Below are 20,208 nucleotides of genomic sequence, written 5' to 3' on the forward strand. Positions count from 1 at the left end.
ACAGTCGGGCCCGATTGAGAACGACCAGCGCCGCCATATCGGGCCGATAAGGCCCGAAAATGGGCGATTTGTTCGAACTGCAAGGGATCGCGCAGCCCCGTCATGGCCGAAAAAGATGACATGCTTGTTGCCGCGCGTCCCGCATCCCGGGACCTCGCACCCCCTATGACCCAAAAAAACAACGTCGCACCGAATGATACCGTCGCGCCGACCCCGACGCCCACCGAATGCGCGCAGCCGCGCCGTTTTTCGGATTTCGCCACCGTCGGCGAAGCGCTCGCCTATGCCGCCGCGGGCACGCGCGGGCTCAATTTCCACGATCCGCGCGGGCGCCTCGTGCGCGCCTACAGCTATCGCGAGCTGCGCGACGACGCGATCGCCACCGCCTATCGGCTGATCGCGGCGGGCGTCCAGCCCGGCGACCGCATCGCGCTGATCGCCGAGACCGGCGCCGAATTCGCCGCGCTGTTCTTCGGCACCATCCACGCCGGCGCCTGGCCGGTGCCGCTGCCGCTGCCCACCAGTTTCGGCGGCCGCGATTCCTATGTCGGCCAGCTCGTCGTCCAGCTCGAAAGCTGCGACCCCGCGCTGCTCTTCTTCCCGCCCGACATCGCCGCGATGGCGATCGAGGCGGCCAAGGCGAAGGGCGTGACGCCCGTCGACTGGGACGAATTCGCCGCGCGCCCGGCGCCGGTCGCCCCGCTGCCCGAACAGAAGAGCGACGAAACCTGCTACCTTCAATACAGCAGCGGCTCGACGCGATTCCCGCATGGCGTGGCGGTCACCCATGCCGCGCTGCTCAACAATCTCGCCGCGCATGCGCACGGCATGAAATTGCAGGACAGCGACCGCTGCGTGTCGTGGCTGCCCTGGTATCACGACATGGGGCTCGTCGGCTGCTTCCTGTCGCCGGTCGCCAACCAGGTGTCGGTCGATTATCTCAAGACCGAGGATTTCGCGCGCCGGCCGCTCGCCTGGCTCGACCTCATCAGCCGCAACGAGGGTACGACGCTCAGCTATTCGCCGACCTTCGGCTACGACATCTGCGCCCGCCGCATCTCCAGCCAGACCAATGTCGCCGACCGCTTCGACCTGTCGCGCTGGCGCGTCGCGGGCAACGGCGCCGACATGATCCGCCCCGACGTGATGCAGGCCTTCGTCGACGCCTTTGCCGAAGCGGGTTTCCAGGCCGGCGCCTTCCTGCCGAGCTATGGCCTCGCCGAGGCGACGCTCGCGGTCAGCATCATGCCGCCGGGCGAAGGGATCGTCGTCGAGTTGGTCGAGGAGACCGAACTGTCGGGCGCCGCGGGCAACGGCGACCGCCCGACCCGCTATCGCGCGATCGTCAATTGCGGCCGCGCGGTGCGCGACATGACGATCGAGGTGCGCGACGAGGAAGGCCATGTCCTGCCCGACCAGACGGTCGGCAAGGTGTGGTGCACCGGTCCGTCGCTGATGACCGGCTATTACCGCGATCCCGATGCGACCGCCGCCTGCATGCAGGACGGCTGGCTCGACACCGGCGACATGGGTTATCTGTCCGACGGCTACATCTATATCGTCGGCCGGGCCAAGGACATGATCATCATCAACGGCAAGAATCACTGGCCGCAGGATATCGAATGGGCGGTCGAGCAGCTGCCCGGCTTCAAGTCCGGCGACATCGCCGCCTTCGCGATCACCGCCCCCGGAGGCGAGGAAACGCCCGCCGTGCTCGTCCAGTGCCGCACCAGCGACGAGGCCGAGCGTGTCGCGCTGCGCGAGGCGATCCGCGACCGCGTCCGCGCGATCACCGGCATGAACTGCCTCGTCGAGCTGATCCCGCCGCGCACCCTGCCGCGCACCAGCTCGGGCAAGCTCAGCCGGTCGAAGGCGCGCGCGCAATATCTGGCGGGCGAGATTCAGCCCTTTGCCATCGCCGCCTGACGGCGGGCCCGTTCGGCGCCCGATTCGCTCCATCCCGACACGAAAGCGCCGGGACGGAGCGGGCGCAGTTACCTTCGGGTAACCCCGCCCCGCTACACAGGCGGCGTGAAAAGCCTGTTGACCGACCAGAATCCGGCCGATGACGTTTCCGTGCGCACCCTGTTGGGGCTGGGGGCGTCGCACCGGGACATCGCGCACCTTCGCCAGCTCCAGCTTGCGCCGCTTCGCGGCCGGGGCTCGCTGCGGCTGTGGATGGGCGTCGCGATGGCGCTGATCGCCGCCTTCACCATGGTGCCCCACGTCCGCTCGGTGATCGTCGCCGGCTGGCTCACCTGCGCGCTGAGCTTCAGCCTGTGGTCCTATCGTTCGTTCGCCACCCGGCCGCTGGGGGAAGCGCGGATCGCGGGGCCCGCCGAATTCGCGCTGTGCAACCGGCACGCCTTCTATTCGGCGCTGCTCTGGACAGTGCCTTTCTGGCTGCAGGGGCTGTCGCCCGGCACCGACCATGCGCTTGCGATGTGGGCCACCACCCTGCTGATGATGCTGACGCTGGCAATGATCGCGCACAGCCTTCCAACCGTGTGCATCCTCTATATCGCGCCGGTCAGCCTGTCGGCGGCCGTTGCGCTCGTCCGCGCCGGCGCGCCCCAGCTCGCCGTCGTCGCGGTCGCCGCGGGCCTGCTCCTAAGCTTCTTCTGCATTCGGTTCGCGCAGAACCATATCCGTTTCCGCCGCGCCGAAGAGGTGCTGCATGAAAAGAGCGAGACGGTCAGCCTGCTGCTGCGCGAATTCGAGGAAACCTCGGCCGACTGGCTGTGGCAGACCGACAGCAACCGCCGCCTCGTCCACGTCTCGCCGCGCCTCGCCTATGCGCTCGGCGCGGCGGCCGACGCGCTCGAGGGACAGCCGCTGGTCCAGGCGCTGTCGGGGGACGCGTGGGAGACGGGGAATTTCCCCCGCAGTCTGCACGATATGGCCGAGCGGATGAAACGGCGCGAAAGCTTTTCCAACCTGATCGTCCCGGTGACGATCGGCGGCAAGCCGCGCTGGTGGGAATTGTCGGCCTCTCCGCGCCTCGACGAGGCGGGCAAATTCCTCGGCTTTCGCGGCGTCGGATCGGACGTGACCGAACAGCGGGTTTCGGCCGAGCAGATCGCCAAGATGGCGCGCTTCGACAATCTGACAGGCCTGCCCAATCGCCTCAGCCTCAACGAGGCGCTGGCCCGCGCGCTCGACCAGGCGCAGAGCGCCCGGTCGCGCTGCGCGCTGCTGATGATCGACCTCGACCGCTTCAAGGCGGTGAACGATACGCTGGGACACCCCATCGGCGACAAGCTGCTCGCGCAGGTCGCGGCGCGGCTCAAGGGGATGATGGACCGCAGCATGACCTGCGGCCGCCTCGGCGGCGACGAATTCGCGGTGGTGCTTCACCAGGCCCCGTCCGCCGACGAGGCCGAGGAGATGGCGCGGCGGATCATCGCGACGCTCAGCCGCCCCTATGTCGTGGACAACCACCAGCTCTTCGTCGGTGCCAGCGTCGGCTATGCGATCGGCCCGCAGGACGGCGCGACGGTCGAGACGCTGACGCGCAACGCCGACCTCGCGCTCTACAAGTCGAAGGACAAGGGCGGCAACGTCGTCGCCGCCTATGTCGCCTCGCTCCACGCGCAGGCCGAAGAGCGGCGCGTGATGGAGCAGGAACTGCGCGGCGCACTCGATCGCGGGGAATTCGAACTCTATTACCAGCCCGTCGTCACCGCAGAGGACGGGACGCTGAACGGCTTCGAGGCGCTGATCCGCTGGACCAACCAGAAACTCGGCTCCGTCCCGCCCGGCCGTTTCATCCCGCTGGCCGAGGATTCGCGGCTGATCGCGCCGATCGGCGAATGGGTGCTGCGTACCGCGTGCCACGAGGCGATGCGCTGGCCCGCGAACCTGAAGGTCGCGATCAACGTGTCGGCTGAACAGCTCACCGACCCCAATTTCGCCTCGGTCGTCGTCTCGGCGCTCGCGCAGTCGGGACTGCCGCCGCACCGGCTAGAGATCGAGGTGACCGAAAGCGTCTTCCTGCGCGATGGCGGCGGCGCGGCGCAGCTTCTCGACCAGCTCATCGGGCTCGGCATCCGCCTCAGCCTCGACGATTTCGGCACCGGCTATTCGTCGCTCGGCTATCTTCGCAAGACGCAATTCTCGACGATCAAGGTCGATCGCAGCTTCGTCGTCGGCGCCGCAAAGGGCAGCATCGAATCGATCGCGATCATCCGTGCCGTCGTCGCGCTCGCCGACAGCCTGGGCATGTCGACCACCGCCGAGGGGGCGGAGACCGAGATCGAAGTCGACACGTTGCGCGCACTCGGCTGCAGCAACATCCAGGGCTATTATTACGGGCGCCCGATGCCCGCCGCCGACGTACTGACGCTGTTCCGCCCGCCCGAGAATCTGGCCACAGCCGCGGCGTGACGGGCCGTTCCGGCCGGGCTGGATCGGCGACGATCCGATGGCGTGCCGCGACGAATCGAAAGCCTTAACAAAAGGTTCCCCCACCCACCGCAGCAGTAGCGCGATTCGTCGCTAGGCGGTTGGTGGCGCCCGAAAGCTGCGGCAGGGACGCTGCAACGCTTGAAGACAAGCCAAATGGGGGTCGCCTTTCATGCTCCATCGCCGCTTTCTGGGTGCCGTCGCGCTGTGCACCTCGCTGATCGCCAGCGTCCCCGCGATCGCCGCCGACTATCTTCAGTGCGTCCCCTTCGCCCGCGCCGAATCGGGCGTCGAGATCCGCGGCAACGCCAAGACCTGGTGGTCGCAAGCGGCGGGCAGCTACGATCGCGGCCACGAACCCCGCAAGGGCGCGGTGATGGCCTTTGCCGGCACACGCGGCATGCCGTCGGGCCACGTCGCGGTGGTCAAGAAGGTCGTCAGCGACCGCGAAATCCTGATCGATCATGCCAACTGGTCGCCGATCAACGGCCGCCGCGGCCAGATCGAGCGCAACGTCCGTGTCATCGACGTCAGCGACGCCGGCGACTGGAGCATGGTCCGCGTCTGGTATGCGCCGATCGGCGACCTCGGGCTGCGCGCCAATCCGGTGCAGGGCTTCATCTATGCGGACGGCGCCGCCCAGCCCGAGCGCAAGGCGTTCGATACCCCGGTGTGGACGCAGAACGACTGGAAGCCCGGCAACGGCCTCGACATCGTCGCCGCCTCGCTCGGCGGCTGAGCCGGCCCTCCCCTGCGGGGAGGGGCTCGACTTATTCCTCGCCGCTCTCGTCGGCGTCATCCTCGAACCACGCTTCGACCTCGCCCGACAGCTTGATCGTCATCGGCTGGCCGAAACGGTCCTTCGATTTGCCCGCCGCGACGCGGATCCAGCTTTCGGAGATCGAATATTCCTCGACGTCGGTGCGTTCCTTGCCCTTGAAGCGGATGCCGATGCCGCGCTGCAGCACCTCCATGTCGAAATGCGGCGAGCGCGGGTTGGTCGACAGGCGGTCGGGGGGCGTATCGGTCATCGTCAATCTCCAGAAACTGCCGCGCGGCTAGGCGAGGATGGCCGGCAAATCAAGCATTGTCGCCAGAAATTGCCCCTATTCTGCGACGGGATAAAGCTCCCGTTCCTCGCGCGCCATGCGCCGCCGCAGCGCGGCGAGGATCGCCCGCGTCTCGCGGCGAAACCGCGGCCATTCGGCCGCGATTCGCCCGGTGGGCCACAGGCCGTCATAGCGCGCATATTCGTCGGCGAGGGTGCCGATCTCCGCCACGAAAAGCTGCGCCAGATCGGCAAGCGCGGGATCGCCGCTGTCGCGCAGGCGCGGATAGAGCGCCCAATCCTCGCATTTCAGGTGGCGGACCAGCGTATCGTGGAACAGGCCGCGCACCGCCTCGATCTCGGTCGGCCGCGGCGGTTCGGGCGCGGCTACCAGATCGAGCAGATAGTGCGACAAAGTGGCCAGCGCGGTATGCTCGTCCCGCAGGCGGCGCGTCTCCCCGGCGATATGCATGGGCCCCTCTTTTACCGAGCGGTCCCTCGCATTCGGCCCTAGACCGCCGCCGTGAAAAGACGGTTAACGCAAGCCTCGCCGGCCTGTCCTGCCGCCTATGCCGCTTCCTTCTTGCGCGCCGCCTTCTTGCGCTCGTGCGGGTCGAGGATCGCCTTGCGCAGGCGGATGTTCTTCGGCGTCACCTCGACCATCTCGTCGTCGTCGATATAAGCGATCGCCTGTTCGAGCGTCATCCGGCGCGGCGGTGTCAGGCGGATCGCGTCGTCCTTGCCCGTCGAGCGGAAGTTGGTGAGCTGCTTCGACTTCATCGGGTTGACCTCGAGGTCGTCGGGCTTCGCATTCTCGCCGATGATCATCCCCTCATAGAGCGCCTCGCCGGGCGAGACGAAGAGGATGCCGCGTTCTTCGAGCGGGCCGAGCGCATAGGCCACCGCCTCGCCCGCGCCGTTCGAGATCAGGACGCCGTTCTTGCGGCCCTCGATCGCGCCCTTGTAGGGGCCGTATCGGTCGAACAGGCGGTTCATGATGCCGGTGCCGCGCGTGTCGGACAGGAATTCGCCGTGATAGCCGATCAGGCCGCGCGACGGGCCGCTGAAGGTGATGCGCGTCTTGCCGCCGCCCGACGGACGCATGTCGGTCAGCTCGGCCTTGCGCACCTGCATCTTCTCGACCACCGTGCCGCTGTGCTCGTCGTCGACGTCGATGACCACGGTTTCATAGGGCTCGGTGCGCTGGCCGTTCTCGTCGGTCTGATACAGCACCTTCGGGCGGCTGATGCCCAGTTCGAAGCCTTCGCGGCGCATCGTCTCGATCAGCACGCCGAGCTGAAGCTCGCCGCGCCCGGCGACCTCGAAGCTGTCCTTGTCGGCGCTTTCGGTGATGCGGATCGCGACGTTGGTCTCGGCCTCGCGCATCAGGCGGTCGCGGATCATCCGGCTCGTCACCTTGCTGCCCTCGCGCCCCGCCATCGGCGAATCATTGACCGCGAAACGCATCGACAGCGTCGGCGGATCGATCGGCTGCGCGGCGATCGGTTCGCTGACGCTCGGGTCGGCGATGGTGTTCGCGACGGTCGCGTTGGTCAGCCCCGCGATCGCCACGATGTCGCCCGCGCGCGCTTCCTCGACCGGCACGCGGTCGAGCCCGCGGAAGGCCAGCAGCTTCGACGCGCGGCCGGTCTCGATCACCTTGCCGTCGGCGTCGAGCGCGTGGATCGGCTGGTTGACCCTGACCGTGCCCGACTGGACGCGCCCGGTGAGCACGCGGCCGATGAAATTGTCGCGGTCGAGCAGCGTCGCGAGGAAGCTGAACGGTCCGTCGGGGTCGAGGCCCGGCGCGGGAACATGGCCGACGATCGTTTCGAACAGCGGCTTGAAGTCGCCGTCGCGCGCATCGGGGTCCGGCGAGGCGAAGCCCGAGCGGCCCGAGGCATAGAGAATCGGAAAATCGAGCTGCTCGTCGCTCGCGTCGAGCGTCAGGAACAGCTCGAACACCTCGTCGAGCACTTCGGCGGGACGCGCGTCGCTGCGGTCGATCTTGTTGACGACGACGATCGGACGCAGGCCGAGCGCCAGCGCCTTGCCGGTGACGAACTTGGTCTGCGGCATCGGGCCTTCGGCGGCATCGACGAGCAGGATGACGCCGTCGACCATCGACAGGATGCGCTCGACCTCGCCGCCGAAGTCGGCGTGACCCGGCGTGTCGACGATATTGATTCGGGTCATGCCTTCGCCCTCACCCCATTCGACCGAGGTGCATTTGGCGAGGATGGTGATCCCGCGCTCCTTTTCGATGTCGCCCGAATCCATCGCGCGCTCCTCGACGCGCTGATTGTCGCGGAAGGTGCCCGACTGGCGGAAAAGCTGGTCGACAAGGGTTGTCTTGCCATGATCGACGTGCGCGATAATGGCGATATTACGCAATGACATCAGAAAATACCTTAACGGGGGTATGGCGGCGCTGCGCCGCACTTCGGCGGCGCGCCTAGCGAATTTGCTGCTGCGGCGCAACAAAATTGCCGATGTCACAGCATCGCGATCAGCCGCTCGACCTCGATCGCCGCCGCGCGGGCGGCACGGACGAGGTTCGCGTGAAAGTCGCGGCTGCTTCCCTCGTCCGCCGTATCGGTGACGGCCTTGACCGCCGCCCACGGCTTGCCGAGCCGCGCGGCGACCTGCGCGACGGCGCCCACCTCCATGTCGACGAGCGTCGCGCCAAGGCCGCGCACCAGGCCGGCCGCCACGTCGGGGCAGGCGATGAAGCTGTCGCCGCTCGCGATTCGCGCATGCGGCAGGCCCAGCCCGGGATCGGGCATGGCGGCGAAATGCGCCTCGCCCACCTCCCCCGCCGGCCATTCGCCCGCGCGATAGCGGTCGAAGCGGTCGGGACGCACCGTGCCGTAATCATGCTGCACCGCCTCGGCGAGCCAATAGGCGCGCCCCGCTTCGGCATCGAGCGCGCCGCAGGTTCCGCTCATCAGCAACAGGTCGGCGTCGCCACCGAACAGGCCGGCGGCAAGCGCCGCATGGACCTTGCCGAGCCCACAGGTCGCAACGGCGAGGGCGTGCCCCCGCACCGCAAGGTGACGGATGGCGAAGCCACCGGCGGTGCGCACGCCCTCGCCGGGAAAAAGGGCGTCGGCCTCTTCGGGAAGCGCGGCGAGGATGAGGATGCGGGACATGGACGCCCTGTAGCGACGGCATCGTCGGATGGAAAAGGATTCGCGCAGAGGCGCGCAGGAAATCACTGTCCTACACAAAACCGCGCGGCGCTAGCCTCTCCACTCGATGCCGAAAATCCCGCTCTCGCCGCGCCGCCTGTCCCCTCGCGTGCCCATGAGGCCACGCTCGCCCGGCAACGGCCAAAGCTACAAAGGGCACCCGCGTCCCCGTCCCGGCGCGGAGCGCCAGGTCCTGTACCCGATTCATCTTCCCGCGGGGGGAAGCGCCCGTTGACGAGTCTTGCCAATCCCAGCGCATCCCGCCATCGCCCGGATCATGCTCGCACGCATTTTCCCCGATCGCTTCGTCCCCGTCCTGCTTGCAACGATCCTGATCGCCAGCCTGCTGCCGGTGCGCGGCGAGGCGGTGCCCGTGGCGCAGGGCGTGTCGACCGCGGCGATCGTCCTGCTCTTCTTCCTCAACGGCGTGCGGCTGCCGCGCGACGAGGTGCTGCACGGCGTCCGCAACTGGAAGCTGCAGGGCGCGGGCCTCGCCTTCTGCTTCGGCGGCATGGCGCTGCTCGGCGTTGTCGCGCAGGCGGCGACCGCGCCCTTCCTGCCCGCGACGCTGGCGCTTGGCTTCCTCTTCCTCGGTATCCTGCCCTCGACCGTCCAGTCGGCAACCGCATCGAGCAGCATGGCGGGCGGCAATGTCGCGGCGAGCGTCGTCGCCGCCGCGCTGCTCAACCTGACCGGGGTCGTCGCCTCCCCGCTCCTCTTCGCCGCGCTCGCGGGGAGCGCGGGCGCGATCAGCGGCGCGGCGGCGCTGCGCATCGCCCTGATCCTGCTGCTGCCCTTCGTCGCGGGGCAGGCGGCGCAGCGCTGGCTGCGCCCCTGGGTGCTGCGGCATCGCGAACTGGCGACCTTCATGGATCGCACCTCGATCGCCATCGCGGTCTATGTCGCCTTTTCCGCGGCGGTGGTCGGCGGCATCTGGACCCGGCTCGACGGCCGCGAGATCGGCATCACCTTCGCCGCGGTCGCGGCGCTGCTCGCGCTGGCCTTCGCGGCTGCCTGGGCCCTGGGCGGGCTGCTGCGCCTGCGCCGGCCCGACCGCATCACCCTGCTCTTCGCGGGCGCGCAGAAAAGCATCGCGGTGGGCGCGCCGCTCGCCGCGACGCTCTTTCCCCCGGCCATCGCGGGCGTGGTGCTGGTGCCGATCCTCGTCTATCATATGGCGCAGCTCATCCTCTCCGCGTGGATCGCACCGGTTCTGAATCGGCCGCAAGAGGTGTGATGCTTGAATAACACAGTGCCGCGTGCCATATAGGCTTCGGCCCAGAGCCGACTTGAGGGCTGGAAGGAAGTGGAATGAGCGAAGACACCGCGACGGCGACCGCCACCGACGAACTGAAGCTGACGCCGCCCGAACCCGTCCCCGCCGTGTCGCCCGAAAAGGCCGCCGGGCTGGTTCCGCTGTCGACCGAGCAGAAATCGAAGCTGGAGGAACGCGTCGACAGCTTCATCGACGACCTCGTCGCGCAGGACGAGAATTCGCCCGAGTTCGGCAAGCGCATCGACCAGATCACCAACATGGGCCGCAAGGAGATGCTGGAGGCGGCGAGCCACAGCAACCGCTTCCTCGACCGCCCGGTCCGGGCGATGGACCGCGACACCGACATCGGCCAGAATCTGATCGAACTGCGCACCACCGTCGAACGGCTCGACCCATCGGCGAACGGCAAGCTGCTGACCAAGCGCGGTTTCCTCGACAAGATCTTCGGCAGCAAGGTCAGCAATTATTTCGCACAGTATCGCAGCGCCCAGACTCACATCAGCGGCATCCTGACCGCGCTCGCCAACGGCAAGGACGAACTGCTGATGGACAATGCCGCCATCGACGTCGAGCGCCGCAAGATGTGGGAAGCGATGGGCAAGCTGGAGCAGATGGTCCACATCGCGAACACGCTCGACCAGCGGCTCGAGGCAAAGGCGAACGAACTCGACGGCAGCGACCCGGCCAAGGCGAAGATCCTGCGCGAAAATGCGCTTTTCTATGCCCGCCAGCGCACGCAGGATTTGCTGACCCAGATGGCGGTGACGGTGCAGGGCTATCTCGCGCTCGACTTGGTCAAGAAGAACAATGTCGAGCTGGTGAAGGGGGTCGACCGCGCGAGCACGACCACCGTCGGGGCACTCAAGACCGCGATCACCGTCGCGCAGGCGATGACCAACCAGAAGCTGGTGCTCGAACAGATCACCGCGCTCAACACGACGACCGCGAACATCATCGACGGCACGTCGAAGATGCTCAAGGACAATACCGCGCGCATCCACGAACAGGCGGCGTCGAGCACGATCCCGATGGAGACGCTGAGCCGCGCCTTCCAGAACATCTACGACACGATGGACGCGATCGACACCTTCAAGCTGAAGGCGCTCGACACGATGAAGACGACGGTGACGGCGCTGGAGGGCGAGGTCGCCAAGTCGAAGGGCTATATCGCGCGCGCCGAGGGCGCGAGCCAGGCGCAGGCGAGCGTCGGCGGCGCCGACAGCCCGCTCGCGGCGCTCGAGGGCTGACGAGGCGGCGATGGCGATGAGCGAGACCGACCAGACGATCATGCTCGGCAATGCCGCGATCGAGCGGTCGCGCGAACGCCGGCGGCCGATCGGCACCAAGAGCATGGCGCTGCGCCGCCAGCATCTGTTCCGGAAGATTGGCCGCATCTGCATGGCAGGCGGCGCGGTGCTGATCGCGGCGGCGCTGTTCGGCATGTTGATCCAGCCGCTCGGCTTCGCCGGGGTGATGGCGGTCACGCTGCTGCTGATCGGCGTCGCGATCCTGTTCGGCAAATGGCCGCCCTTCCCCGAACCGCGCCAGGCCGACCTGCCCAAGGCCGACCTCAAGCAGCTCGCCGGGCGTACCGAGATATGGCTGGAGGCGCAGCGCCCCGCGCTTCCCGCCCCGGCGCGCCAACTCGTCGACGGCATCGGCGTCCAGCTCGACCTGCTCGCGCCGCAGCTCCAGACGCTCGACCCCGCGACCCCGGCGGCCGGCAACATCCGCAAGCTCGTCGGCGAGGATCTGCCCGAGCTGGTTGCGGGCTATCAGCGCATCCCCGCAGGGCTGCGCGGCGAGGCGCATGCCGGCCGCACCCCCGATGAAACGCTGGTCGGCGGTCTCAAGATGCTCGAACGCGAGATCGGCGAGGCGGCGCGCAGCCTGGCCGCGGGCGAACTCGACAAGCTCGCGACGCGCGAGCGCTATCTCCAGCTCAAATATCAGGGGCTGGAGGCGGAAGACGGGGGCGACGCGCCGACATCCTGACCGAACCCCGGCGCCTTACAGGCGCTGCGAATGGTGGTCGCTGGGCTGCGCGATATCGCCGAGCGCCGCGCCGGCCGCAGGCGCCGCGCCGTTCGTCGCAAGATCGCTGAGCGACACCACGCCGACCAGCCGCTTGTCGCGGTCGAGAACGGGCAGCCGGCGCACCTGCAGCGTGCCCATCGTGTGGAGCACCTTCTCGACCTCATCATCGGCGAAGCAATAGCGCACCTCGTCGCTCATCACCTCCTCGACGCCCGCCGACGGAGCGAGCCCCATGCCGACGCCGCGAATGGCGATGTCGCGGTCGGTGACGATGCCGATCAGCTCATCCTTGTCGGCGACGGGCAGGAATCCCGAATCCATTTCCGCCATCAGTTGCGCCGCGGACTGGAGCGAATTGTCGAGCGACAGGACGCATATGTCCCGGCTCATGCAATCGGCGACCTTCATGTCTCTCTCCTTCGTGCCGCCCCCGGAACCAAAATCACATCCTGCGCGCCGGCACGGACGCCTGCAGGATAGGAGCCGCCAGCGGCAAGCGGCCCAGCGGCGCCATCGTCTCGACGGGCTCGAACAGCGGCGCGACGCGCTCGGCGGCGGAGGTGGCTTCGCCGAAATGGAGGTAGTTTGCGTTGAATGACGCGAGCGCCGCCAGCCCCTCGAAGTCGGAAAGCTCCAGCCGCAGCTGGCGGATCTCGACCCCGCAGCACCGGCGCAGTTCCTGGATCGTGCGGTTGACATGGACCTGGGTCAGGCCGGTCGCCTCCGCGATCTGCCACTGGGTGAGCAGGAAATCGCACGCGCCGGCATTCGGCGGCGTCTTGCCGCGCTGGCGGACATACAGCTCGCACAGCAGATGCGCGACGCGCTCCTGCGCGTTGCGCTGCCCGATGCTGATCATCCATTCGCGCTGGATCGCGCCGGCGACAAGCTCGCTCCAGCAGAATATCTGCGAAAGGCTGGGGCAGCGGTGCAGCAGGTCGCACGCCTCGGCACGCCCGATCTCCGCCACGCACAGGTGGCGGACCGCGGCGAGCGAATGATCGCTGCGGCTGACGGTGAACAGGTCGAGGTCGCAAAGCTGGCCGGGCAGATAGAGCGCCAGTATCTGGCGCCGGCCGTCGGGAAGCTGCTTGTATTTCTGCGCCCACCCGTCGAGCACGACATGCAGCGCCCGCGGCCGTTCGCCCTCGCGGATCAGATCGGCGCCCTTGCCGTGGTCGCGGGCGTTGCGCGCCAGACAGGCCTCCCATGCGATGCGTTCGCGCGGCGTCAGCAGACTGTCGAGAATTTCGCGGAAAGGCATGGAATGGTACCTCGGAACCGGTCCGGATGATGAACCCCCGATGTACGGGGGTCCCTCACCCATGTTAGCCGGGCGCTCGCTTCGTCGCGATTCGCACCCGGTCCGTTCGACGATTCCGGCCCCGCCCGCCGCGAAGGACGGGGCCTGCGCAGCGCGGTGCTACTGCGCCGGGGTCTTGTCGACCGGCGCGGCCGGCGGCGGCGCTGCGGGGGCCGACGGAATGGTGCCCGTCGCCGCGGCACTGCTGGCCGGAACGTCGATGCCGCGCAGCATCGAGAGATGCCCGTCGACCACCGTCGCGGTCGCCTGCGCGAAATCGCGCAACGCATCCTGCGTCCCGCTGTCGACATAGGCGTTGAGTTCGGCGAGCGCCGCCTCGTGCGCCCGCATCTGCTGTTCCTTGTAGAGGCTGTCGAAATCGTCGGCCGTTGCCGCCCGCAGCGCGGCGAGGTCGGTGCGGTGCTGGGCATCGGGCGACGCGTCCACCGTCAGCCCCTGCGTCGTCGCGGCGGCCTTCAGCTTGGCGCTCGATGCGGTGTGGTCGGTGACCATCTTCGCCGCGAAATCGCGAAGCGCCTTGGACTTCGCCTTGCTCTGCGCGAGCTTGGCGGATTCGATTTCGAACTGGTCGCTGGCGGCGATGCGGTTGGCGAATGTCTGGGGATCGACGGCCGCGATGCTTCCTTCGGTCGGGGTCACCTCTCCGTCGGGCATGGCGCCGCTATCGTCCTGCCGCGCCGTGTCGGGGCTGCCGCAGGCAGCGAGAAGCGCGAGGGCCGCAAGCCCGGTCATACGTGAATAGGCCATGTTCAGTCTCCCGTGTCTATGCAGGCTCGACGCCGCGCGACCCGGCCGGGTTCCTGCCGAGGATTATTTTTATTTTTCATAAACTTGATCCAAATTATAAGAATGCGAGCGGCCCTTTGCGGCGCCACCGGCAACCCTCTGGATCGTCCCGTTTTTTTGCACGATGCGCCGCCGTCCGTCCGTTTGGCGGGCACCGAAATGCGTTCCTCCACGCGCGGAACCTCGTCTTGATCGAACGGTTGTCGGGGAAGAGAAGGCGAAGGAGAGCGATCATGCCCCGCGGCGATAAATCGAGCTATACCGGCAAGCAGAAACGCAAGGCCGAGCATATCGAGGAAGGTTATGAGAAGCGCGGTGTCGGTCACGCCGAGGCCGAGCGCCGCGTCTGGGCGACGGTGAACAAGGAATCGGGCGGCGGCAAGAAATCGGGGTCGGGCCGCGGCAAGAAGGAAAGCCACGCTTCATCGCGCAAGGGCGGCCATAAGGGCGGTTCGAGCCAGAGCGCGGAGAAGCGATCGGCGGCCGCGAAAAAGGGTTGGGAAACGCGCCGCCGCCGCGCCGGAGGCTAAGCCATGGCCCCCGAAACAAGTCGGCAATGATCCCTTTTCGACAAGGAACCGGTCCCCGGCGAAAGCCGGGGTCCACGTAGGGCAGTGCTGTGCCATCTGGACCCCGGCTTTCGCCGGGGAACAGCTTCTTGCTTGCCTGAAGGACATATGGGCCAAACATGGTCAGGGTGACGGAAAAGAGAAACTGTTCCGATATCCGAATCTCTCACAGGCCATAGACTCCCTCCGTTCAGGAGGGAATCGCCCTGCCCCGAAGGAGGATTTTGGTGCATCCATCCGGATCGGAAAGGGTCTGGAACGCGATCGCTCCGCGGCCGCACGCCCCCTCGTCATTCGCGCATGGCGCGGGAACGAAAGGCCGGAAGGGACGTTCACGCGACGAGCCCTGCGAAGCCGGCGCGTCGTGAAAGCCGCGCCGGGGGATGGCGCAACCGGGGCCGCATTCGATCGCGATATGCGGAAAGGGCGAGAGAAATGACCGTGGATCGGGACATGCCAGTCCGGACGCCGCCGACCGGTCCCGACGATCGGCGGCTGGACGTCGTCGTGCGCAAGCTGCTCGGCCACAGCCTGCTGGCGCAAGGCGACCAGCAGGCGCTGCTGGCGCTTCCGCACGCGATCCGGCGCCATGAGCCGGGCGATTACATCCTGCGCGAGGGCGAGCGTTCGACGGTCTGCCCGATGCTGCTGTCGGGTTTCGCCTACCGCCAGAAGCTCGCGGCCGACGGGGGCCGGCAGATCGTCGCGCTGAAGATTCCCGGCGACCCGCTCGACCTTCAGTCGCTGTTCCTCCACGTCGTCGACCATAATCTTCAGGCGCTGACCACGGTCGACCTGGCCATCGTCCCCATCGCGGCGCTGGAAAACCTGGTGAAGGAGCGCCCGGCGATCGCGCGGGCGACCCTCGTCGACATATTGATCGAGGCGTCGATCGGCCGCGAATGGCTGCTCAACATCGGCCGCCGCAATGCGCTCGACCGGCTGGCCCATTTCCTGTGCGAACTCGTCTATCGGCTGCGCCAGACCGCGCTCGAACCGCTGGGCGTCATCGACGTGCCGATGACGCAGGAACAGCTCGCCGATTTCCTGGGCCTGACCCCCGTCCACATCAACCGCACGCTGAAGACGCTCGAGGAAGCCGGCGGCATCCGGCGAAGCGGACGCCGCCTGACGATCGGCGATGTCGAGGTGCTGCGCCGCATCGCCCATTATTCGGACATCTATCTCCACCGCCGCGAGGCGAAGGACTGAGATCGGGACTGACCCCTGGAGCATTGAGCTTTAAATCTGACCCATCGTCCCGTTCGGATAAGGGGCGTTCCAGATTTATGGCACGTCGCTGTAGAGTGCGTTCGGTTTTGATTGATCAAAACCGGCACTCCGGATTCTTGTTTTGTCCTGTTTTCCGGGTCGCCAGGTGATTCCACCTGACTTGAAACAGCCTACGGTCTGTGGGGATTCGGGTTTTGGCGCGCGGCCTCATCCTTCGTCATGCTGAACTCGTTTCAGCATCCAGGCCGGACCTTCCCTTTTGTGCCGCTTTTCATTCGAGGTCAGACCATGGACCCTGAAACAAGTTCAGGGTGACGAAATGGGAGGAATCAGGGTGGCGGAAGGGAGAAACCGCGCCGAAACCCGAATCCCCACAGGCCATAGACTCTGATGACTTTGGATTGACTCACTTCGTCATTGCGACCCCGGGCCTGATCCGGGGGAAGCAATCCGGAGCGGTTACCGCACACTCTGGATTGCCGCGCGGCTTCGCCGCTCGCAATGACGATTCCACTCGATGTCATCACGCCCTAAAGCAGCAGGTCGAGCAGGTCGTCGAGCGAGGCGGTGGCGAAACCGATGGCGCTGTCCGAAATCCCGTAGGGGATGAACAGTTCGTCGCCGACGCACATCGCGCCGCAGGTGTAGACGACATTCGGGACATAGCCCTCGCGGTCGCTTTCCGCCGCGGTCAGGATCGGACAGGCGGTGCGGCCGATCACGCGCGACGGATCGTCGCGATCGAGCAGCGCGGCGCCCAGGCTGTATTTTCGCATCGCGCCGACGCCGTGGGTCAGCAGGAGCCACCCCTCGTCGCATTCGATCGGGCTGCCGCAATTGCCCATCTGGACGAATTCCCACGGGAATTCAGGGCTGAGCAGCAGTTCGCCCTCGTCGTCCCAGTGCGTCAGGCTGTCGGACGACAGCAGGGTGACATTCTTGCCGTCCTGCCGCCCGACCATCAGGTAGCGGCCGCCGATCTTGCGCGGGAAGAGCGCCATGCCCTTGTTGCGCGCGGCGCGGCCGGTGAAGGGTTCGAGGCAGAAGCTCGCGAAATCGGTCGTGCGCAGCATTTCCGACCGGATCGCCCGGCCCGAATAGGCGGTATAGGTGCCGATATATTCGCGCCGGCCGTCGTCGTGGGTGAAGGAAACGAGGCGCAGATCCTCCAGCCCGTTGCGCTGTGCCTCGGTCACGGGGAACAGCACGCTGTTCGATATGGCGCTGTCGGGCTGGCGGTGCACGGTCACCGCCTCGTCCGCCTCCATCCGGTGGCGGTCGTCGACCACCGCGGCCATCGCCGGCCCCGATTGCGGCCACAGCCGGAAATCGCCGCCCGGCCCGATCATGCCCTCGCGAAAGGCGATCGAGCTGATATGCCCCTCGCCCACCGCGCGCAGCGACATCAGGAAGCGCTGCTGCCCGCCGCTCAGCCCGCTCTGGTCGGGATGGGGCACGACGCTGGGGTTCATCAGCGCCGCGGCGGCATAGCTGTATTCGTGGCAGAAATAGGCGCCGATCAGCCGCTGCTTGACCGGCGACACCGACGCCCGGGCCAGCCGGACGTCCTCCGCGATCTCGGCAAAACGCTGGTCGAAGATGCGCCCGATCTGCCAGTGGCGTTCCGAAAAATCCTGCCAGACGATGTCCAGTTCGGCCTCCGCCTGATCGTCGTCGAGCGTCAATATGTCGCTGACGAGTTGCGCGGCGCGCGAGGGTTCGGACACGCTTGCCTGCCAGGCGAGGTGAAAGGGCCGAAGCACGACCCGCGAAGGGTCCGCGTTCAGCTTTTCATCGAGGATATGTAGCGGCGATTGATCAGGTCTGCATATCAGCATGCGTGAAGCCGGCGTCCTTCCTGGCACCCCCCGGCCAGACTAGGGCGTCCATCGCATGATAGGCAAGGTGAAAAGCCAGCGTCGATTCGGCCCCGGCATTCGTGTTGACGCCGCGCGGGGTCAGTCCGTCGCAGCAGCGGCCCGTCTCGATGCTCGCCAGCGCTTCGCCGCGGTCGTTGGCGCCGAAGAACCAGCGCCACGCGGCGTCGGCGTGGCGGCGCCAGCGTGCGTCGCGGCTGATCGCCAGCGCCGCTCCGCAGGCTTCGATCGACGCCCAGGCTTCGAGCGGCTGCTGGTCGAAGGGCAGCGCCTGGTAGAGGCGGCCGAAGCCGTCGGAGCCGACCGGGCGGAAATGGCCGGCGGCGGCCGTCTGGCGGTCGCAGAGCCACGCCAGCGTGGTCAGCCCCGCCTGCTGCCACGCCGCGACGCCGAGCGTGCGCCCGGCGCGCAGCAGCGCCTCGCACAGGCGGGCGTTGTCATAGGTCAGCGTCGGTTCGAACCAGTTCCACCCCTCGGTGCCCCAGCGGGACCACAATTGCTCGAGGAAGGCGGCGCCGCACCCCAATATCTCCCCCGCCAGCGCATCGGAGGGGAAGCGCGCGAGCAGTTCGTCGGCGCCGAGCATCGCGAAGGCGACCGCGCGCGGGCTTTCGACGCTGGCCGCGCTCTGCGCGGCGCGGTCGAACCATTCGCGCGCCCAGCGCGCGAGGTCGTTCGAGGGCGAATGCGCGGCGCAATGGCCGAGCGCCCAGATCGCGCGGCCGTTGCTGTCCGCCGACCCGCGATCCTCCAGCCAGCGCCGGTCGTAGCCCATGAAGTTGCGAAAGGCCCGCAGCTCCGGGTTCCAGCCATGCTGGATGAAGGAGGCGAAGCGGAAGGCCCGCTCCTCATAGGCCTGCACCGTGTCGAAGCGCACGCTGTCGGCGAGCATCAGCGCGCGTGCATTGTCGTCGATGCAATAGCCGTGATCGCGGTCGGCGACTGGGCCGCGGCCGTGCTGGAGGATGCCGACGTCGTCGCACATCGCCCACACGCCCGACAGCGACGGGGCCGTCCGCGGCGTCGAAAGCAGGCGCGGCGGCGCGGCGATCACCTGGTCGAGCAGCGCGGCGCTCTGGCGGACGATCTGCGGCCAGGCGGTGCGGCGGCCGCGCTCATAGGCCCGCATCTGGAGCGCATGCCGCTCTTCGGGCGAGGCGAGCAGCGCGAGGACGGCATCGGCGATCGCGCTGCTGTCGCCCTGCGCGACGAGCACGCCGACGTCGTTCGCCAGCAGTTCGCGCGCGTGGATGAAGGGCGTTGACACCACCGCGCGGCCCAGCGCCACAGCATAGGAAAGCGTCCCCGACGTGACCTGCGCAAGATTGGGATAGGGAGCGAGATAGATGTCGCACAGCTCGATCTGGTCGAGCAGCTCCTCGGCATCGAGGAAGCGATTGTCCCAGGCGATATGGTCACCGACGCCCAGCGTCGCGGCAAGATGTTCGAGGCTTTCGCGATAAGCCTCGCCCTCGGCGGCGATCAGGTTGGGATGGGTCGCGCCGACGATGCGATAGAGGATGTCGGGGTGCCGTTCGGCGATGGCGGGCAGCGCGCGGATCGCGGTTTCGAGCCCCTTGCCCGGCCCGAGCAGCCCGAAGGTCGAAAGGATCGGACGATCGCCGATGCCGAGCCGGTCGCGCAGCGGCGACCGCGCGGCGAAGGGGCGCACCGGCGTGCCATGCTCGATCAGCGCGACCTTGCCGGGCGGCGCGCCATAGACGTCGACAAGCGTCTGGCGGCCGTGATCGCTCATCACCATCAGCCGCGAAGCCCGCGCGACGAGCGCGTCCATCACCCGGCGCTGATCGGCATCGGGCGCGGCAAGCACCGTATGCAGCGTGACGACGAGTGGGGCCGCGAGCCGCTCGACCAGTTCGAGCACCATCGCGCCCGCCCGGCCGCCGAAGATGCCGAATTCATGCTGCAGCCAGACGGCGTCGGCGCCGCTGCGGTTGATGGCGGCGGCGGCGGCGGCATAGGATTCGGGATCGTCGGCGTCGATCGCCGCCACGACGTCGGCATCGTCCGGCTGTTCGGGATCGGCGCGCATCGCATAGACGTCGATGCCGATTTCGGGATGCTCGCGCCGCAGATGATCGTGAACGTCGGCGGTATAGGTCGCGATCCCGCAACGCCGCGGCCGGAAACAGCCGATCAGCGCGATGCGGCGGGTGCGGGGATGCGTCCACGAGGCAGGCGTTTCGGCGATGGCGTGATCGTCGTCGAGCAAGCGAGCGAAGAAGCTGTCCTCGGCATCATATTTCATGGCAGGCCTTCCGTCCGTTCCCCCGATTGAAACCGTCTCCCCCCGCAAGCAACAAAGAGCCGCCGTCCTTCCGCATTCGTCGGACGGCGGTCCCGTCATGGCAACGCCCGGCCGGTCGACAGGTTGCGCGCCGCCAGCCGCGGACGCGTCCGGTTTCCTGATCCAGGTTATGAAAGCGGCGGCGCGGGCCGCCG

Annotated in this window: 17 protein-coding genes; 8 read left to right on the top strand and 9 right to left on the bottom strand. The window is 67.5% G+C overall.

Features of this window, described 5'->3' with window-relative positions; translation table 11 throughout:
• The first annotated feature begins 165 nt into the window (after nt 1-165).
• The 3 genes from C3E99_RS14295 to C3E99_RS14305 all read left to right on the top strand — a co-directional run bounded on the left by C3E99_RS14295 (nt 166) and on the right by C3E99_RS14305 (nt 5,143).
• Nucleotides 166-1,926: a fatty acyl-AMP ligase gene (locus C3E99_RS14295; RefSeq protein WP_067186173.1), complete on the top strand. Its 1,761-nt coding sequence runs from the start codon at nt 166-168 to the stop codon at nt 1,924-1,926.
• A gap of 105 nt (nt 1,927-2,031) precedes the next feature.
• Complete coding sequence (locus C3E99_RS14300) at nt 2,032-4,386, top strand: putative bifunctional diguanylate cyclase/phosphodiesterase (RefSeq protein ID WP_067186174.1); 2,355 nt, start codon at nt 2,032-2,034, stop codon at nt 4,384-4,386.
• Between the two features lie 190 nt (nt 4,387-4,576).
• Nucleotides 4,577-5,143 (top strand): CHAP domain-containing protein, encoded by a 567-nt coding sequence (locus C3E99_RS14305; RefSeq protein ID WP_067186177.1) that lies wholly within the window; start codon nt 4,577-4,579, stop codon nt 5,141-5,143.
• 31 nt (nt 5,144-5,174) lie between these two features.
• On the opposite strand, the gene C3E99_RS14310 is transcribed toward C3E99_RS14305, so the two are convergent.
• The 4 genes from C3E99_RS14310 to C3E99_RS14325 form a co-directional block, all read right to left on the bottom strand.
• The gene (locus tag C3E99_RS14310) at nt 5,175-5,435 is read right to left on the bottom strand and encodes a DUF3297 family protein (protein WP_067186179.1); all 261 of its coding nucleotides are present in this window, start codon (nt 5,433-5,435) and stop codon (nt 5,175-5,177) included.
• A 75-nt stretch (nt 5,436-5,510) separates the two neighbouring features.
• Nucleotides 5,511-5,924 (bottom strand): hemerythrin domain-containing protein, encoded by a 414-nt coding sequence (locus C3E99_RS14315; RefSeq protein ID WP_067186181.1) that lies wholly within the window; start codon nt 5,922-5,924, stop codon nt 5,511-5,513.
• A 95-nt stretch (nt 5,925-6,019) separates the two neighbouring features.
• Nucleotides 6,020-7,852, bottom strand: coding sequence for a translational GTPase TypA (gene typA, locus C3E99_RS14320; protein WP_104959982.1), 1,833 nt, complete (start codon nt 7,850-7,852; stop codon nt 6,020-6,022).
• Nucleotides 7,853-7,947: 95 nt separating this feature from the next.
• Nucleotides 7,948-8,604 (bottom strand): 5'-methylthioadenosine/S-adenosylhomocysteine nucleosidase family protein, encoded by a 657-nt coding sequence (locus C3E99_RS14325; RefSeq protein ID WP_076077089.1) that lies wholly within the window; start codon nt 8,602-8,604, stop codon nt 7,948-7,950.
• Between the two features lie 316 nt (nt 8,605-8,920).
• Between C3E99_RS14325 and C3E99_RS14330 the strand changes: the two genes are divergently transcribed.
• The 3 genes from C3E99_RS14330 (at nt 8,921) to C3E99_RS14340 (ending at nt 11,914) form a co-directional block, all read left to right on the top strand.
• Complete coding sequence (locus C3E99_RS14330) at nt 8,921-9,880, top strand: bile acid:sodium symporter family protein (RefSeq protein WP_076077091.1); 960 nt, start codon at nt 8,921-8,923, stop codon at nt 9,878-9,880.
• A 74-nt stretch (nt 9,881-9,954) separates the two neighbouring features.
• On the top strand, nt 9,955-11,166 hold the full coding sequence (locus C3E99_RS14335; RefSeq protein WP_076077092.1) for a toxic anion resistance protein: 1,212 nt from the start codon (nt 9,955-9,957) through the stop codon (nt 11,164-11,166).
• A gap of 16 nt (nt 11,167-11,182) precedes the next feature.
• Nucleotides 11,183-11,914 (top strand): hypothetical protein, encoded by a 732-nt coding sequence (locus C3E99_RS14340; RefSeq protein WP_076077094.1) that lies wholly within the window; start codon nt 11,183-11,185, stop codon nt 11,912-11,914.
• A gap of 15 nt (nt 11,915-11,929) precedes the next feature.
• Here C3E99_RS14340 and C3E99_RS14345 read toward each other — a convergent pair whose 3' ends face one another.
• From C3E99_RS14345 to C3E99_RS14355, 3 genes are all read right to left on the bottom strand, one after another.
• Nucleotides 11,930-12,364 carry a CBS domain-containing protein gene (locus tag C3E99_RS14345; RefSeq protein WP_076077095.1) on the bottom strand — a complete coding sequence of 145 codons (435 nt, stop codon included), beginning with the start codon at nt 12,362-12,364 and terminating at the stop codon, nt 11,930-11,932.
• Nucleotides 12,365-12,398: 34 nt separating this feature from the next.
• A complete protein-coding gene (locus tag C3E99_RS14350; protein ID WP_076077097.1) occupies nt 12,399-13,220 on the bottom strand; it encodes a Crp/Fnr family transcriptional regulator in 822 nt (273 codons plus the stop codon).
• A gap of 159 nt (nt 13,221-13,379) precedes the next feature.
• A complete protein-coding gene (locus C3E99_RS14355; RefSeq protein ID WP_104959984.1) occupies nt 13,380-14,027 on the bottom strand; it encodes a DUF4142 domain-containing protein in 648 nt (215 codons plus the stop codon).
• A gap of 272 nt (nt 14,028-14,299) precedes the next feature.
• On the opposite strand from C3E99_RS14355, the gene C3E99_RS14360 reads away from it, so the two are divergent.
• Both C3E99_RS14360 and C3E99_RS14365 read left to right on the top strand, forming a co-directional pair.
• Nucleotides 14,300-14,596, top strand: coding sequence for a plasmid stabilization protein (locus tag C3E99_RS14360; protein ID WP_076077100.1), 297 nt, complete (start codon nt 14,300-14,302; stop codon nt 14,594-14,596).
• A gap of 474 nt (nt 14,597-15,070) precedes the next feature.
• Complete coding sequence (locus C3E99_RS14365) at nt 15,071-15,847, top strand: Crp/Fnr family transcriptional regulator (protein ID WP_104959985.1); 777 nt, start codon at nt 15,071-15,073, stop codon at nt 15,845-15,847.
• Nucleotides 15,848-16,398: 551 nt separating this feature from the next.
• Here the strand turns inward: C3E99_RS14365 and C3E99_RS14370 are convergent.
• Nucleotides 16,399-17,595 carry a glycoside hydrolase family 130 protein gene (locus tag C3E99_RS14370; RefSeq protein WP_442800474.1) on the bottom strand — a complete coding sequence of 399 codons (1,197 nt, stop codon included), beginning with the start codon at nt 17,593-17,595 and terminating at the stop codon, nt 16,399-16,401.
• Between the two features lie 91 nt (nt 17,596-17,686).
• Nucleotides 17,687-20,014, bottom strand: a complete 2,328-nt coding sequence (locus C3E99_RS14375; RefSeq protein WP_083675164.1) for a glycosyltransferase family 4 protein — start codon at nt 20,012-20,014, stop codon at nt 17,687-17,689.
• Between the last annotated feature and the right edge of the window lie 194 nt (nt 20,015-20,208).

This window comes from Sphingopyxis sp. MG (assembly GCF_002953155.1).
Lineage (GTDB): Bacteria > Pseudomonadota > Alphaproteobacteria > Sphingomonadales > Sphingomonadaceae > Sphingopyxis > Sphingopyxis granuli.

Coding starts and splice junctions, on each gene's coding strand:
- C3E99_RS14345 (WP_076077095.1), bottom strand. CDS start 12,364: ATGAAGGTCGCCGATTGCATGAGCCGGGACATATGCGTCCTGTCGCTC.
- C3E99_RS14325 (WP_076077089.1), bottom strand. CDS start 8,604: ATGTCCCGCATCCTCATCCTCGCCGCGCTTCCCGAAGAGGCCGACGCC.
- C3E99_RS14365 (WP_104959985.1), top strand. CDS start 15,071: ATGACCGTGGATCGGGACATGCCAGTCCGGACGCCGCCGACCGGTCCC.
- C3E99_RS14350 (WP_076077097.1), bottom strand. CDS start 13,220: ATGCCTTTCCGCGAAATTCTCGACAGTCTGCTGACGCCGCGCGAACGC.
- C3E99_RS14335 (WP_076077092.1), top strand. CDS start 9,955: ATGAGCGAAGACACCGCGACGGCGACCGCCACCGACGAACTGAAGCTG.
- typA (WP_104959982.1), bottom strand. CDS start 7,852: ATGTCATTGCGTAATATCGCCATTATCGCGCACGTCGATCATGGCAAG.
- C3E99_RS14375 (WP_083675164.1), bottom strand. CDS start 20,014: ATGAAATATGATGCCGAGGACAGCTTCTTCGCTCGCTTGCTCGACGAC.
- C3E99_RS14340 (WP_076077094.1), top strand. CDS start 11,183: ATGAGCGAGACCGACCAGACGATCATGCTCGGCAATGCCGCGATCGAG.
- C3E99_RS14315 (WP_067186181.1), bottom strand. CDS start 5,924: ATGCATATCGCCGGGGAGACGCGCCGCCTGCGGGACGAGCATACCGCG.
- C3E99_RS14355 (WP_104959984.1), bottom strand. CDS start 14,027: ATGGCCTATTCACGTATGACCGGGCTTGCGGCCCTCGCGCTTCTCGCT.
- C3E99_RS14310 (WP_067186179.1), bottom strand. CDS start 5,435: ATGACCGATACGCCCCCCGACCGCCTGTCGACCAACCCGCGCTCGCCG.
- C3E99_RS14330 (WP_076077091.1), top strand. CDS start 8,921: ATGCTCGCACGCATTTTCCCCGATCGCTTCGTCCCCGTCCTGCTTGCA.
- C3E99_RS14305 (WP_067186177.1), top strand. CDS start 4,577: ATGCTCCATCGCCGCTTTCTGGGTGCCGTCGCGCTGTGCACCTCGCTG.
- C3E99_RS14295 (WP_067186173.1), top strand. CDS start 166: ATGACCCAAAAAAACAACGTCGCACCGAATGATACCGTCGCGCCGACC.
- C3E99_RS14360 (WP_076077100.1), top strand. CDS start 14,300: ATGCCCCGCGGCGATAAATCGAGCTATACCGGCAAGCAGAAACGCAAG.